Here is a 16059-nt window from a genome sequence, read left to right as displayed (position 1 = left end):
TTTATAAAAAGAGGCGCTTAACATGTTTGCAGAAATGAGACGACAAAATCGGGCATTAGCCCCAGAGGCATTACCCGCAGTTTTGGAAAAAGCAGCTTATGGCATTTTAGCAACGATTGGGACAAACGGCTATCCTTACGGGGTACCGGTTAGTTTTGTGACTAAAGATGGCGCAATTTATTTTCATTGTGCGCCAGATGTGGGGCAAAAAGTAGAGAATCTAAAACACAATGCCAAAGTTAGCTTTACCGTTGTGGGCGATACCGAGGTTTTACCAGATAAGTTTTCGACTAAATATGAAAGTGTCATTGCCTTTGGAGAAGCGGTAGAGGTTTCAGGTGATGTAAAACAATTGGCCTTGGAGTTGCTGATTCAAAAGTATTCACAGAATTTTGAAGCAAAAGGTTTAAAGTATATCAAAGCCATGTCTGATAAGACGGCGGTTTATCAAATTAAGGTTGAACACATTACCGGAAAAGCGCGTAAAAAGTAATAAAATTTTAAATAAATAGGTTCACAAAATAAGCTAATATTTGGCGTAATAATGCTGAGTATTGGCTTTTATTGTGCCTGTTATCTAATTTTATAAGAAAAAGAATTCGATATGATTAATTGATTAATACTCAAAAAATATGTTTTTTTTAGAATTTTCTGATATAATATAGGCGAGGTTAGATAATAATAATTAAATGAATGCCTTATTCTCCACTTAATGATGATAACGATCGGTTTAAAATTTGCTGTATTTCATAAGGCGATTAGTGAGCGATGCAGGTTTGTGCAAATTTATTTAAAACAAACGTGCTAGTTTTGTAAAAAATTAGCGATATGTTAGTAATTAGGTTATTTAAACGCACTCAGTTCACGTTATTAGAATTAGGGAGAAGGGTGAACTTTGAAGAACAAAAAATTTATATTCAGCTTATTAGCCATTGTGGTTCTCTTGTTTTCAATCGGTTTGGTAGCTTCTCAAACAAAAATTGCCAAAGCTGATACAACACCGGTGACACAAAGCACAGAAAGTACCGCCAAAACAGCTGGCACAATGGCGCAAACAGCTCAGAAACCATCTGAAACAACGACAATTCCTGAAACGCCGTCAGCGACACCGGGAGTCACGGAATCACCAGCGACTGAAACGGCGCCACCAGCATCAGGGACAACAGAACCTGCTAAGCCAGTGACACCAGCACCAACAACACCTACAGAAACACCAACGCCACAGGCTAAGCAGCCACGAATTAATAATATTACTTTTATGACGAGTGGCATTGGTATTTTAGATGCTAAAGACAGCGATGGTCAGCCGATTACAAATGCGACGGATTGGATTTTAGGTGACTATCATGCGATTCATTACGATTGGAATTTCGGCAATGATGTTGAAGTGATCAGTGGCGACACCTCCATTTTAACTTTGCCAAACGGCGCACAATTTATCAAAAATGAAAATTTTGCGATTAAAAATGATAATGGGGATGTGGTTGGCCAATTTGTAGCTACTGAAGGTCAAAGTACCGGGACCATTACTTGGACAGATTACTATACCAATCATCCCTTAGATCGTACTGGTAATATTTATTTAACCGTTACCGGTCAAAAACCTAATGATCATCAGGCAGAATATATTGCTAAAAACGGCTGGGCGATTAATCAACAAGCTAATGGTCGCTACCGTCAGATTCAGTGGCAGATGCGGATTAATCCAAAAGAATACGATATTGAAAATGCGGTTGTAACGGACACTCTACAGAACTTGGACAATCAAACCATTGATAAAGATTCATTTCAAATAACCTATACCAATGAACAAAGAGTTGTCCCGGCTGATTTATATGTCTTAGAAATATCAGACACGGGTTTTACGCTTAAATTTAAGCAGGCAATCGTAAGAGATATCCAAGTCCTTTATACATCGACATTGAATGAAAACAGCCCTTATCTGCAAGATGGCAGCCGGATGGCACTAACGAATTCAGTAGGCATCAAAGGGGCTGATATCACCCATGGACACTTGTTTAATGATAGCGGCATCAAAACGGTTGTACTTGGTGAAGGCGGCAGTGGTTTAGGAACGAACCGTAGTGTGACACTTACTAAAGTAGATCAAATTACCAACGCACCTTTAGCCGGGGTTCACTTTAAGCTACTAGATAGCCAAGATCGCGTTGTTCCCGGCTATGAGGATTTAGTAACCGATGAGAAAGGGCAGATTTTTATTAAAAACCTACCTGCTGGTGACTATTCCTTCGTGGAGACACAAGCGCCTGAAGGGTACGTTTTAAACAGCACACCGGAGCCGTTTTTCATTGATAACGATCTACAACCAACCGTTAAAATGGTGATGTACAATGTGCCGAGTACTAGTGTTTCCGGAACAAAAACTTGGGAAGATGACGCTGATCAAGCTGGTAAGCGGCCAGCGTCAATTACCGTAAATCTACTGGGTAATGGACAACTTGTTCAGACAAAAACGGTGACCGCTGAAGATAATTGGCAGTATACGTTTGATAATTTACCGACATTTAAAAATGGTCAAAAAGTAGATTATACAATTACAGAAGACCATGTTCCAGATTATTCTGCGACAGTAGAAGGCTACAATTTAATTAACACCTATACGCCAGATAAAATGAATGTTACGGTAACTAAACGTTGGGATGATATGGGTAATATTGCAGAAACGCGACCGGAGAGTGTTTTAGTTCAGCTATATGCTAATGGTGAAAAAGTTGGCGAACCAGTGACATTAAGTGCTGATGAAGATTGGACACACACTTGGCAAGGCTTAGCGCTCGATCAAGATGGTACGGCAATTCATTATACCGTGAAAGAGTTAAATATCTCTGAAGATTACCTGGCCTCAGTGGATGATAAAGATTCTGGTAATATCATCCTTACCAACGCCTTATCGTATCATGACGAGGATGAGCCGGAGAACCCAGAGAATCCAGAGAATCCAACGAACCCGGAGAATCCGGAAAACCCAGAGAATCCAGAGAATCCAACGAACCCGGAGAATCCAGAGAACCCAGAGAATCCAGAGAATCCAGAGAACCCAGAGAATCCGGAGAATCCAGAGAACCCAGAGAATCCGGAAAACCCGGAGAATCCAGAGAACCCGGAAAACCCGGAGAATCCAACGAATCCGGAAAAACCAACAAATCCTGGTAAACCAGATACAAACAAGCCAGATACAAGCAAACCAGATACAAATAAGCCAGATACAAGCAAACCAGATACAAGCAAACCAGATACAAGTAAACCAGATACGAGTAAACCGGATACGAGTAAACCAGATACGAGTAAACCAGATACAAGCAAACCGGATACAAGCAAACCAGATACAAGTAAACCAGATACGAGTAAACCGGATACAAGTAAACCAGATACGAGTAAACCAGATACAAGTAAACCAGTCTTGCCAAGTCCTTCGATACCAGGTACAGCAACACCGAAACCAACGCCGACACCATTATTACCAGAGCCGGCATTACCTGGGTTAACAACATCGACACCGGCTAAGGACGAAGCCCGTGATTTCCCACAAACTGGCGAAAAGCATAATCAATGGGCAGTCATTTTAGGATTATTGCTTGTTGGAACAGCTGCTTTTATCTATCAAAAGAAATTCAGAGTTAAACGATTAAAAAAATAGTTTAACGTATCTAAGGTAATGCAAATAAAGAATCCAGATCAGAATTAATCTTGATCTGGATTCTTTACTGTGTTCAGGTTGTGTTGGATCACGCTCTGGCTCTAAAACGCGCTCACTAGAGCAAAGCTCTCACCTAACTACGAATCTCTTGTGTGTCTGACGACACCCTGCAAGATTCTAGGTTAGTGCTCAAGGCTTTCCCGCTCTAGTTCCCGCTCTGGCTCTAAAAACGCGTTCCCAAAGACTGATTTCTGCGCTTAGCTACGTCTAACTTGTAAGCGAAAACCGCTCACGGCGTTAGTCTAGGCTATGCTCAAAATCAACCCGTCTTTGGTCACGCTCTGATCTTGAAACGCGCTCACTAGAGCAAAGCTCTCACCCAACTACGAATCTCTTGTGTGTCTGACGACACCCTGCAAGATTCTAGGTTAGTGCTCGAGGCTTTCCCGCTCTAGTTCGCGCTCTAATCTTTTTTATCTTTCAACAGGTTTTTAACGGCGGGGAGTTGGCCGAGGCTGTCGATGGCTTGGCTTGGCATAACAACGGTGTTTGTGTCACTATTGGCTAAGGCTTCCATGGCTTCGATGTTACGATATTGCAAGTAAACGGGGGCGTTTTCTTTTAAAGCTTCATTAATAAAGTCAATTTGGTCTCTAGAAGCTTGGGCGAGTAAACGTTGACTTTCAGCCCGACCTTGGGCTTCTAAAATTTGGGTTTGTTTCTTACCTTCAGACTCCAAAATGTTAGCTTGCTTTAAACCTTCAGCTTTAGCAATGGCAGCTTGTTTTAAGCCGTCTGCTTCCATAATGTTGGCTTCTTTTTCTCTAGAAGCTCGGAGCAACTTGTTCATAGATTCTTGAATATCTTGATCAACTTCGATGGAATCAATGTTCACCCGATCTACATTAAGACCGTAGCCGGCGGTGATGTCACCTAGTTGTTCAAATAAAGAGTGATTAATGGTTTCGGTACCGTTTAAGACTTCATTTAGGTCCATATTCCCAATAATGCCCCGAAGTTGTGCCCGGGTGTCTTGAATCATACTTTCAACGGAGTCTTTATTTTTGTAAACAAAAGCGTCCACATCGGTAATATGATATTTTAAAGTTTCGGAAACTCTAACGACAACGTTGTCTTTTGTAATAACTTCTTGCTCATTAATTTGCATAGGAATCTGTTTTAGATTCACGACTTGAGTGATACGGTATAAAATCGGCACCACAACGTGTAAGCCGGGCTGTAAGGAACGGACATAAACCCCTAAACGTTCTACAATCCCAACTTCACCAGTATGGATGATAGCAAACGATGAAAAGATAATAAATAAAACAAATAAGATAATTGCAATTACAATAATCCAAGTAATAATGGACATAAAATAGCACCCCTCAATTAGTATTTAAGTTCTGGTATATATGGTTGGACAAGCAAATAACTTGGTGTTACTTCGGTAACTTCCAGTATTTCACCAATGGCAACCGGTTCTGTGAGACGATAACGGTAAAGAATACCAAAGAAACGCACCGTTCCCGAATCTGTTGCGGTTGTATTAGTGAATCGTTGGCCGATTAAACGTTGATCTAACATTGTCATCATTCCTTATCTCAAACAGACCCCTTACATAGCATAGCAATAACTATCCTCAATTAAAAGAACAATTGTTAAATTAGAAGTTATTTAGATGCCAACATTGAATATCTATTCACAAGCTGAAAAATAGCCTTTAGAAGAATAACCTTATATAATCTGTCTTACTAAAGGAAACAATTATTTTTATTTGGGGTTATTGCAATAGGTTTTAGGCTTGGGGGTATCACAATGAAAAAGCGACTATATTACATGTTGTTGGGACTACTTTGTGGGTTGGGGGCTTTTTTAGTGATGGATCACCAAGTTGTCAGGGCGGTTGATGAAGAACCAAAAGATGTTTTTGGAAGAGCCTATCCCAGAGGGTTAAGTTCTACACAATCATTATTTACACTTGGTAACATTTCTTATAACTCAACAGAATTCTATACACCAAGTGATGGTAATGGGACAACGGCGATCATCATAACGCCTGCGAGATATAATCGTGTTGGATCCGTGTGGTCCAACATGGCCGCTGACAATTATATTGATTTATCCAAACGGCAAACTATGTCCATGTGGCTGTATTTTGGTGCACGTTACTATAATGGCGGGGACGGGATGGCTTTTGTCATGCAAAATGATCCTCGAGGCGTCAGTGCCTTTGCTCAAGGACCTGGGGGCAGCAGTATCGGTGGTGAAACGTTAGGTGTTTGGGGCTCTACGCAAGATGGCAGCACGCCAGAAGTTACGGCTTCTCGAGCGATTCAAAATAGTTGGGCTTTAGAATTTGATACGTATCTTAATCCGAAAGGTGCTAATCCAGCAAATGATAATAAGTTTGATATCAATCTTGGCTTAGGTGACACAAACTACAATAACCATATTGCCTCTAATTATCCAGGAGAAGTTGCGACGTATAATACAGACCTTTCAATGAACCATGAAGGCTTAGTGAAATTAGGAGATGTCTTTAGCAGCACTATCGATAAGATTTTAAGTAACGTAAAATGGCGGCATTTAAAGATGCAATGGGATCCTACAACCCAAGAAATGACGTATATCTTTGATGATGAGAACTTTGATGTTGATGGACAAGCAAACGGCTCGCCTTCAGGTAAAGCCGTGACCCGGACGGTCCCTATTGATATCAGTAAGCTGAATTTGACCGATGGGAATACTAAAGTTAGATGGGGCTTTACCGGGTCAACCGGTTCTGCCAGCGAAAATAACTTTGTAATCTTTGAATCGATCCCTTCTTTAGTTGAAGCAGAGGCCACTGCAGAAATTCAAAATGTCACGCAAGGCAGAACCGTTGCCAGTGGGGATGCAGTAATCGCTGGGGACACATTAGATGTCCACTACCAATTAAGCTATTTAAGTGGGAATCAATCTTGGCAAAATATTGTGGCCAGTCTTAGCTTGCCTAAGAGTATGACTTACACAACGGCGCAGATCACTTATCCTAATACGGATAAACCTGCTGAGACCATTGATGTCAGCAAACTAAGTAATTTTGCAATGAGTCAAACGTTGGGGCAGGCTTTGGACAGCAGTGTGGCTAGAGCGGATATTCATTTCATTGGGACGGCCAAAGCGGGAACATTAGGCTCAACGGCTACAGTACCTTCGGCAGTATCTACTTTTAAGGGCACTAATTTGATTGCTACGGCAGCGACCAATAATTTTGTAATTAAGTCAGCAAAACCTTTAACAATTGCCACTACGGTCAATACGGTGAACATTCAGCAAGGTGACGATGCGGTTTTAGGCGGTACTATGGCCTATACTAGCGGCGGGACGATTGATAACACTAAAGTTACCCTTTATACAAAACTCAATGAAGCTACTACTGAAACGGGCACTTTGGCTAGCGTAGAGAGCAGTACTAACGGGACTTATAAAATTACGGTGCCTGCTGAGGGGTTAAAGCCTGGTGTGAATATATTAACGGTTTATGCCCGGGATGCTGATGGCAATAAATCAAATACGATCACTTATACTATTAACATGACCGGCTATCTTGTTTTAAAAGCAACTCCGGCGGTTACCTTTGAAAGAGGTTTCGCTGGTGACACCCATCAAATTTTGGATCGACAGGGCGATTGGACTGTGACGTTAGAAGATACGCGCACATCAGGTTCAAAGTGGGCCATTCAAGCAACTGCCAGCCAACTGATGCAAACAACAACGCCGTTAAATGGCGATATCATTTATGTAGATATTAATAGTAATCAAACGGCAATTACGGATAATCCAACAACCGTGGCTTCAGGGACAAAGATGGGGGATGATCCCACGACAACGGACATTTCTACAGGCTGGGTGCCTACAACGGGCTTATTCTTAAATACAACCGGTAATAATAATGCCGGTATTTACACGGGTACCATCACTTGGACAGCAACCAATAGTATTTAGAAGATTAAAATAGTGCTGGCATAAAGCGCGTTAATACGCCTTACCAGCGCTATTTATTTGTCAATTTATAGTAATATATTAGTAGGGGATGTAAAATAAAATAAAATTAATAATATAAACTTCATTTTATCTAAAGTTGATCTTTAAATTATTGACCTTGTTTTAAATAAACCCTAAGCTAAAAGATGATAGAACTCCGAATATGATGTCGTCAAATAAGGCTTAGGTGGAATAGGTGTCTATAAAACAAATAAAATACTTTATTTTCTTCTTAATTAGTATGGTATTCATTATCAGTTGCAATGTGCTCTATAAACCAACAGTAGCTTATGGCGAACAGATTAACGATATTCTGACTAAAAAATTGCCAAATGGTTTGCCCGATGCAGATAAATTATTTACCTTGGGGACAATTCCCGGGACTTTTAATAATTCGAGTTTTGGTGCAACGGGGACGTCCGTTGTGCCAATTATTTTAACGACGGAGCAGGCGGGGGTTTACGGTTCAGTTTGGTCTAAAGCCAGCGCCGGTAATTATTTTGATATTACAAAAGCACAAACAATGTCGATGTGGTTATATTTTGGGAATCGATTTGAAAATGCTGGTAATGGGATGGCTTTTGTTTTACAAAATGACAAACATAAAACAGAGGCCTTTTCATTAAATAGCAACGGCAAAGGCGAAGGTGGTGAAACACTGGGGGTCTGGGGAACGACACCAGGCGTTGATGGGATTTCAGCGATCGCCAAACGCGCAATTCAAAATAGTTGGGCTTTGGAGTTTGACAGCCATAAAGATACGCCGGTGAATAATCAGTGGGCGGCGAATGCGAACTTTGATAATGGCTTAACTTTTCCTAGTAATGGTCTTTCAGATCACATTGCATCTGCCTATCCGGGTCAACCTGCAACTTACACGCCTTTTAATGGCAGTTTTATGAGTTTGATGATGAATCACAGCGGTGTTGTCATGTTGGGTGATGAATTCACCGGTAATGACCGGTATTTGAGTAATGGTAAGTGGCGGCATTTGAGTATTCATTGGGATCCGATTGCCAAGCAGATTACATACACATTTAACGATAAAGCATTTGATGAACCGGGGCTGCCAGATGGAGCGCCTACTGGTCAAGCGATTACACGGACGGTGCCAGTGGACCCGACTGTTTTTTTAGCAACCCAGGATTCCAAAATCCTTTGGGGATTTACAGGCACAACTTGGAACAAGGTCGAAAACAATTTAGTTATTTTTGAATCAATGCCCGCTTTTGTGGCGGGGGATGTTACCGCACAAATTAAAGATGTTGTCCAAAACAGAGTTTTAAATGAAGATGATACGGTGCATGTAGGGGATACATTAGCCGTAAATTATCAGCTGCATTATAATAGCGGCTCTGAAGACTGGGGTTCAATTTTAGCAACATTGCGGTTGCCGCAGCAAGTATCTTATACCAGCGGCAAGGTGACGTATCAAAATGGGCAACAAGACAGTATTGATTTACAAAACTTAACTGAAAATGAAATTAAAGTTGCTTTAAAACAGAATTTAAATCTTAATAATAATACGGCAACGCTTGAATTAGTGGGTACGGTGGAAAGTGTAACGACAGATACAGAGGTAGCTGCGACAACTTCTCATTTTGCAGGTCGACGACTGATTACGGATGCCACAACGCCAGCGTTCAAGATTGAACGGCCAGAATTGGGGATCATGGAACAAACACCAAACCCAATGGCCTTAAAAATTGGTGAGGACGGCTTTATTTCGGGTAAAATTCAGTATCGAGATAATCATGAAGTTGTAAATCAGCAACAGACACTCTATACAAAATTAAACGATGGGGCATTAGTTAGCCGTAATGTCCAAGAGACCAGTCAAATTGCAGGAACATTCAACATCAATATAGCCCATCAAGCGTTGCATGTGGGGACCAATGTATTGGAAGTTTATCTTAAAGATCAAACGGGTTTAAAATCAAATGTGATTACTTATTTAATTAATGTAATCGGTGTTTTAGAATTAGAACCGATGGCTGATCTGTATTTTCAACAAGGCTTCAGCAGTCAGGCGCATCAAATTATTCAGCGTCAAGACAATTGGATGATTAAAGTGATCGACAGCAGAGCACCTGGGCTTAACTGGCACATTCAAGCCCAGGCCACCAAACTGCTTCAAGATCAAACGGTGTTAAATGGTGAGTTAATTTATGTTGCAGATTCAGGGCAAATAACCCCATTATCGGATACACCAATTTCTGTGGGTCATGGGGTTAAAAGTGGGCTTGGCGTGCAGACGACAGATTTGACCACGCAATGGCAGCCAACCACTGGTATTTTATTAAGAACTTCAGACTATAATGAACCTGGAACTTATCAAGGGACGATTACTTGGACAGCGGTGAACAGTCTTTGAGAAGTCAACTAAATTATAAAACTAGGTTAAATAAAAAAGTGAGGCCTCAGATCAAAATAAAATTTTGATCTGGGCACTCACTTTTATTAATGCTGGACCTAGTCTGCCAAGGGAATAATAGAATAATAATTATAATTTCAGGTAGAACGCTTTTTTAGATCAATGCTAGGCAGCAAGTTTTGAAACTGTTACAATATAAGGCATAACTTCAAGGCGTATTACGATCGACAATATCATAAGTTTCGCCGCTGGATTCATCATAAATCTTTGCTGGACGACGATCTTGCGCAAAAATTTTTAGTTGAAAGCCATAATGGTCTAGGAAAGTTAAAAGTTCTGAACTCAAACCAATAATATGACCGTCAAGCTTTTTATGATCGATCGTAATTTTTAAGTCTTGATCTATCAACATAGCATGCTCTTTTTTTGTATGGGCATCAATAAAGGCCCACTTCCCGGCAAAAATTGTTGAATAATCAGGTTCTACATGTTCAACAGCTTGGGCGTGCTGCTTGACGCGACGCTTTTGCACCCAATCATTTAACCGCTGGGCACTTTGCTTAAAAATATCTGCCATACGTTTGTTTCCTCCCTATACTATTAAATATAGCACTAGCACGATTACAAACTCAATCGTTTTGACTATTAAATAAAAATTAATCTTGGAGGCGTTTTAAATGTTAAATCTTGGTATTATTGGTACGAATTGGATTACAAAACAGTTTGTTCAGGCTGCATTGGCAACTAAAGAATATACGCTGGCAGGGGTTTACTCTCGAAACATTGAAAAAGCCCAGGCATTTGGCCAAGAATTTGGAACGGGGATTCAGTATTTCGAAGACATGGCGCAATTTGTCAATTCAGAAGCTATTGATATTATTTATATTGCCTCACCAAATAGCTTGCACGCCCCTCAAGCACTAACTGTCATTAATGCGGACAAACATGTGATTGTTGAAAAACCGGCAGCAGTAAATCCTACTGAAATGGCCGCAATTCAGGCTGCATTAGTCGCCCATCCTAAAGTCTATTATTTTGAAGCTGCCCGGCAGATCCATGAACCGAACTTTCAAACGGTGACAAAAACAATTCAAGGTTTTGATCATCAAGATGGGGCGTTTTTAACGTACATGAAATATTCCTCACGATTTGACCAGTATTTAGCCGGTGAAGAACCAAATATTTTCTCAGCAAAATTTGCGGGCGGTGCTTTGCAAGATTTAGGGGTGTACTTAGTGTATAATGCAATCAGTTGGTTTGGTGTCCCTGAAAAAGTGCAGTATCACCCAGTCTTTTTACGGACCGGTGTAGATGGCCGCGGCACTGCAATTTTGAATTATCCAGATTTTGAAGTTACTTTAAATATGGGGAAAAACGTCCAGTCGACTTTAGCCTCTGAAATTTATTGCGGGAAACAAACTTTACGTATTGATAATGCTGGGGAATTTAATGAAGTTACTTTGACAAGAGCACCTGACGCGGCAGCAGAACTTTTAAGTGAAAAACCTGCAGCAAATCCGATGATTCATGAAGCTCAAGATTTTGCAACGATTATTGCCCAGCAAGATCGGCAAACTTTCCAGAAGCTGAATCAATTAAGCGTTGCTGTTAATCAAACGATGTACAATTTACGACAATCCGCCGGGTTTAATTTGCCTGCGGATCAATAGAAAGGTTTAAAAAATTAATGAACGAAACTATCACAGAAGCATGGCATCAGCAAGGGTTTGACCAACCTACAGAAATTCAAGCCAAAGTTTTTGAACCATTGGCATCAGGACAGTCTTTACAAGGCTTAGCCCCAACCGGTACCGGGAAAACCTTAGCTTTTAGTCTACCAATTTTACAAAATATTGAGGCTGGCTCCGGCTTACAATTAATCATTTTAGTCTCTTCTCAAGAATTAGCCCATCAAATGCGGGCAGCGATTCAGCCTTTTGTACAGGCTTTGGGTTTAAAACAAACGGTGGTTACCGGAAATGCCAATGTGCAGCGGCAAATTGAAAAACTAAAGGCAAAACCCGAAGTTATCATTGCCACAGTAGGGCGACTGATGGAGTTGCTCAATAAAAATAAAGTTAAGAGTAAACAACTTAAAACGTTGATTTTGGATGAAGCCGATGCGCTGCTGTTTGAAAATGGCCAAGAAAAACTACAGATGGTGTTGGATCATTTACCAAAACCATTACAAGTAGGTTTCTTTGGTGCCACAACATCACAAGCGGTGACGGAGTTTGCTAAGGCTAATCGTATTCAGCTGACAACCATTGATACCCGGCAGCAGTTAGTGCATACCAGTAAGGTACGGCACCTCTTTTTACAGACGAGTCCCCGGGGCAAAGCGGTTGTTTTAAAAGAATTAAGTCGACAAAAGTCATTTTATGGTGTTGCTTTTTTCAGACAAAAAAATCAACTGATCAAAACCAATCATATTTTAGAAGATTGGCGGGTTAATACAGCGATTTTGGATGGCCGTAAGGATGCTCAGCGGCGGCAATTAGCACTGCAAGATTTTAGAAAACACAAATTGAATTTAATGTTGGCGACCGATGTGGCGGCCCGTGGATTAGATATTGAAGATTTATCTATGGTCATTAACTATGATCTGCCAGAAAGTAAGACGGAGTATATTCATCGTAGCGGCCGTACAGGACGGATGCATAAACAAGGGACTGTTTTAAGTTTGGGCAATGATCATGATCGCCGGCTATTGCAGCAACAACTAGGTACAGAAGTTGCGCTACAGCAAGTTTATTTAGTAGACGGTCATTTGACAACGAAGCGGCCAGCTGCTGGGACAACGGCTAAAAAGGCTAAAAATAAAGCAGCTAAAACAACAACAGCGCCAGTTGCAAAATCGGCAGAAAAACCAGTTAAGAAAAATAAACATCTAAGGCAACGAAAAAATAAAGGTAAGCCAAAACAAAAAAAGTAAGAACTGGTGTATAATTTACCCAGGACGAAATGAAGCTAATTTTTAATCAAATGAGGGGATTCATGATGAAATCAAACACACAGAGCAACGAAAACTTAGATGCTGCAATGAATTTGATCGTGAATGGCGGTAATGCTAGAAGTAGTGCAATGGCTGCAATTAAAGCAGCACGAATGGGAGACTTTGAAACGGCAGCCGCTAAATTGGCTGAGGCGGATACTTATATTAAAGAAGCGCACACTAAAGAAACAGCCCTGTTGACCGCTGAAGCTAGTGGAGAACCGGTGAATATTACATTACTCATGATTCATGGCCAAGATCATTTGATGAATGCGATTACGATTCGTGACTTGGCTGATGAGTTTATTACTTTATATCAACGACAAGCAAAACAGTAAGTTTTGACAAACATGGAGTGATTGCTATGGAACTAAAACAAGTACTCAATATTCCAACGACATTTTTCTATAAGATGCTGATTGACCCAGTTTTATATGATGTTCAGCGCTACAAAGGTCAAAGTGTTCGTTTGGATCAATTGCAAGGTTTGCAATACATTCGAAAGATGTCTAATAATGAGGACAATATCGTAACGATTACTAAAGTTGTCCCAGATCGCAGCTACCACTTTACGTCCGAAGTAGAGGCGGTTAAGACGGCAGTTAGTTATGACTTAAAACCTTTGAATGATCAATCTTTTGAATTGACTTATTCAGAAAACATTGTAACCAGTGGCCTTTTTGATCGCGCAAAAGAAAAATTAAAAGAGACTTTTTTAGACAATATGCATAAACGCAATTTACGTCGAATTTGGAATCAAATCGAGGAATCTTACTAAGAAAACTTTACAAATATTCTAGAAAGTGGCAAAATATTTAGTACTGTCACTTTTATTTTGTCTCCGTGGCTCAGCAGGATAGAGCAACCGCCTCCTAAGCGGTAGGTCGCCAGTTCAATTCTGGCCGGGGACACTAAAAGAAATAAATGAATAACTCGTTTTATAGTTTAGAGTGTTGGTGAATAAAAATCTGCCAACACTTTTTTTGTATTATTTGGTGCAAGAAAAGGAGAAATTATGATTTTATCGCATTATAAAAGCAAGCGCCGTTTAGGGAAAATACGCTGGCTTTTGGGGATGGTCATTGGGCGATTACGGATACTAAAAACACGATTTACTGGCTGATACGCCAGCGCTAAGATATTTTAATGACGCACAAGGTGAATGTGTATAATATGCTTTGGAAGTAGTTGTAGTCTGAATAATAAAATTTTATTGTTCAGTAAAAATAGGTAAGGTTTATTTTCTGAAAGTCATACAATTACAAGGGGAGTTGAATGCAATGATTCGACAAGCGCAAGTAGCAGATGAACCTCAAATCATGACAATTTGGTTAAATGGGAATTTTGAAGCCCATAATTTTGTGCCCCAAGATTACTGGCAGCGTCATTATGAAGAAACTAGGGCAATGCTGGGGCAAGCTGATATCTACGTTTATGAAATAGATGGGAAAATTTTAGGTTTTGCCGGTTTGATGGCAGATTATTTAGCGGGTATTTTTGTTGCATCAGCAGCACAATCAAAAGGCATTGGGCAGGCGCTATTGGCAGCAGTTAAAGCCGATCATGCCCGAATAACCCTACATGTTTATCAAAAAAACCAACATGCTGTTAATTTTTACAAGCGGGCTGGTTTTAAAATCCATGAAGAGGATATTGATGAAACAACTGGTGAAAATGAATTTGAAATGACTTGGCAGCGAGCTAATTAAGTAATTAAAAAAAGGCTAAGATTAGCCTTTTTTAAACCATCAAATCGAATCCATCGGCGTATTAACTTTGTGCACGGTTTTAACCCAATCTTTGCGATTCAAGGCTAAACGCCCCAAAGCACGAAAAGGGATAGCTGATAAACAAGTATTTAAAACAAAAAAGAAAAAGGCGGAAATGACTCTTTGCTGATGGGCTCGATAGCTATAAATATAAACTAAGTAACACCAAAAAAGAAAAACAATAACCATCAAAATCATCAAAACTATGAAATAACGGTATAAATACATAAGCCAAAGCTGAACAAAAATGGAAACCGTGTTGCTAATAATAAAAGTAATCCCGGCTATAGGCACAAGTAAAAACAAGATAATATCTAATTTTTGAATCAGCATCATTTTTTTAGAAAAAATAAGGGCGCCTAAATAACGGGGGATGCATTGCAAGGAACCTTGGCACCAGCGGGTTCTTTGGGTCATTAACGGCCGCAGTTCATCAATCGCCTGCTGGTAAACGATGGCGCTTCTTAAAAAGTAAGTTTGATAACCTTTTAAAAAACCACGAATGGTGAACTCGCAGTCCTCAAGCAAACTATTGCCCCAAGTGACAGCGTCTAAATAAGACTGCGTCATGAACTGACCATTGCCAGAAGCAATCGCAGTATGGGTGATGTTACGGATGCTTTGAATTAAGGCATTATTGGCAAAAAATTCAAAGTCCTGGCCGCGGGTAATCCAATTATCATTGTAATTAGACATCCCGATATTTGTTTGAATCAGTTGAACATCCCGATTTTCAAAACAGTAAATTACATTCTCGAGATCTGTTGCCGCCATGAAGGCATCCGCATCTAAGACACCATAAATAGCTTGTTGATCCGGTTTAAAAGTCTGCTGAACCCTTTGAAAAGCATCGTTTAAAGCATCCCCTTTACCAGTTTGTGCCTGTGGCTTTTTGCGATGGATGACATATAACAATGGGTCAGATAGCTGTTGTAAAATTTCGGTGGTACCGTCGTTAGAAGCGTCATCAATAATGACAAAACACGGTGCAATACTGGTGGGCAATAAACGCAATTGTTTGAGTTCTGATGTGATCGTGTCCACAATGACAGCCTGTTCGTTAAGGGCCGGAACAAATAAAAATAATTGATGCGGTTGTTTAATGTCATAGTGTTTGCTGAGATGACGGCTTTTGTAAAGTGCTACAGAGCCCATGCCAACAAACCAAAATAACAGAATCAAAAAATAAATTAAAGAAATCAGCAACAATATTTTGAGTATCATTATGAGATCA

At 40.2% G+C, this 16059-nt stretch carries 13 protein-coding genes and 1 tRNA gene; 10 read left to right on the top strand and 4 right to left on the bottom strand.

The genetic code is table 11. The annotated features are described in order from the left end of the window. Window positions 1–22: 22 nt before the first annotated feature. The gene (locus EKM93_RS09575; RefSeq protein WP_125715351.1) at window positions 23–493 is read left to right on the top strand and encodes a pyridoxamine 5'-phosphate oxidase family protein; all 471 of its coding nucleotides are present in this window, start codon (window positions 23–25) and stop codon (window positions 491–493) included. A 402-nt stretch (window positions 494–895) separates the two neighbouring features. Next, on the top strand, window positions 896–3658 hold the full coding sequence (locus EKM93_RS09570) for a Cna B-type domain-containing protein (protein ID WP_125715349.1): 2763 nt from the start codon (window positions 896–898) through the stop codon (window positions 3656–3658). A 463-nt stretch (window positions 3659–4121) separates the two neighbouring features. Here EKM93_RS09570 and EKM93_RS09565 read toward each other — a convergent pair whose 3' ends face one another. Together EKM93_RS09565 and EKM93_RS09560 are read right to left on the bottom strand one after the other, a co-directional pair. Beyond that, the gene (locus tag EKM93_RS09565) at window positions 4122–5033 is read right to left on the bottom strand and encodes an SPFH domain-containing protein (protein ID WP_125715347.1); all 912 of its coding nucleotides are present in this window, start codon (window positions 5031–5033) and stop codon (window positions 4122–4124) included. Between the two features lie 17 nt (window positions 5034–5050). Beyond that, window positions 5051–5245, bottom strand: coding sequence for an NfeD family protein (locus tag EKM93_RS09560; protein WP_125715398.1), 195 nt, complete (start codon window positions 5243–5245; stop codon window positions 5051–5053). A 231-nt stretch (window positions 5246–5476) separates the two neighbouring features. Here EKM93_RS09560 and EKM93_RS09555 point away from each other — a divergent pair, with 231 nt between their 5' ends. Beyond that, window positions 5477–7648, top strand: a complete 2172-nt coding sequence (locus tag EKM93_RS09555) for a lectin-like domain-containing protein (RefSeq protein ID WP_125715345.1) — start codon at window positions 5477–5479, stop codon at window positions 7646–7648. A 235-nt stretch (window positions 7649–7883) separates the two neighbouring features. Continuing rightward, window positions 7884–10061, top strand: a complete 2178-nt coding sequence (locus EKM93_RS09550; RefSeq protein ID WP_125715343.1) for an L-type lectin family protein — start codon at window positions 7884–7886, stop codon at window positions 10059–10061. Between the two features lie 208 nt (window positions 10062–10269). Here the strand turns inward: EKM93_RS09550 and EKM93_RS09545 are convergent, their stop codons facing one another. Continuing rightward, window positions 10270–10638, bottom strand: a complete 369-nt coding sequence (locus EKM93_RS09545) for a DUF4828 domain-containing protein (protein ID WP_125715341.1) — start codon at window positions 10636–10638, stop codon at window positions 10270–10272. A gap of 100 nt (window positions 10639–10738) precedes the next feature. On the opposite strand from EKM93_RS09545, the gene EKM93_RS09540 reads away from it, so the two are divergent. The 6 genes from EKM93_RS09540 (at window position 10739) to EKM93_RS09515 (ending at window position 14765) form a co-directional block, all read left to right on the top strand. After that, window positions 10739–11731, top strand: a complete 993-nt coding sequence (locus tag EKM93_RS09540) for a Gfo/Idh/MocA family protein (protein ID WP_125715339.1) — start codon at window positions 10739–10741, stop codon at window positions 11729–11731. 17 nt (window positions 11732–11748) lie between these two features. After that, complete coding sequence (locus EKM93_RS09535; RefSeq protein ID WP_125715338.1) at window positions 11749–12996, top strand: DEAD/DEAH box helicase; 1248 nt, start codon at window positions 11749–11751, stop codon at window positions 12994–12996. Window positions 12997–13058: 62 nt separating this feature from the next. Next, window positions 13059–13394: a PTS lactose/cellobiose transporter subunit IIA gene (locus EKM93_RS09530; protein ID WP_125715336.1), complete on the top strand. Its 336-nt coding sequence runs from the start codon at window positions 13059–13061 to the stop codon at window positions 13392–13394. Window positions 13395–13420: 26 nt separating this feature from the next. Beyond that, window positions 13421–13834, top strand: coding sequence for a DUF3284 domain-containing protein (locus tag EKM93_RS09525; protein ID WP_125715335.1), 414 nt, complete (start codon window positions 13421–13423; stop codon window positions 13832–13834). A gap of 59 nt (window positions 13835–13893) precedes the next feature. After that, window positions 13894–13967 (top strand) — tRNA-Arg (locus EKM93_RS09520). A 369-nt stretch (window positions 13968–14336) separates the two neighbouring features. Continuing rightward, window positions 14337–14765, top strand: coding sequence for a GNAT family N-acetyltransferase (locus tag EKM93_RS09515; protein ID WP_125715333.1), 429 nt, complete (start codon window positions 14337–14339; stop codon window positions 14763–14765). 39 nt (window positions 14766–14804) lie between these two features. On the opposite strand, the gene EKM93_RS09510 is transcribed toward EKM93_RS09515, so the two are convergent. Continuing rightward, entirely contained in the window at window positions 14805–16049 is a 1245-nt protein-coding gene (locus EKM93_RS09510; protein ID WP_125715331.1) for a glycosyltransferase, read from the bottom strand. Window positions 16050–16059 lie beyond the last annotated feature (10 nt).

The sequence above is a fragment of the Agrilactobacillus yilanensis genome, from assembly GCF_003946725.1.
Classification (GTDB): Bacteria; Bacillota; Bacilli; order Lactobacillales; family Lactobacillaceae; genus Agrilactobacillus; species Agrilactobacillus yilanensis.
This window is presented reverse-complemented; position numbering and strand designations above follow the sequence as displayed.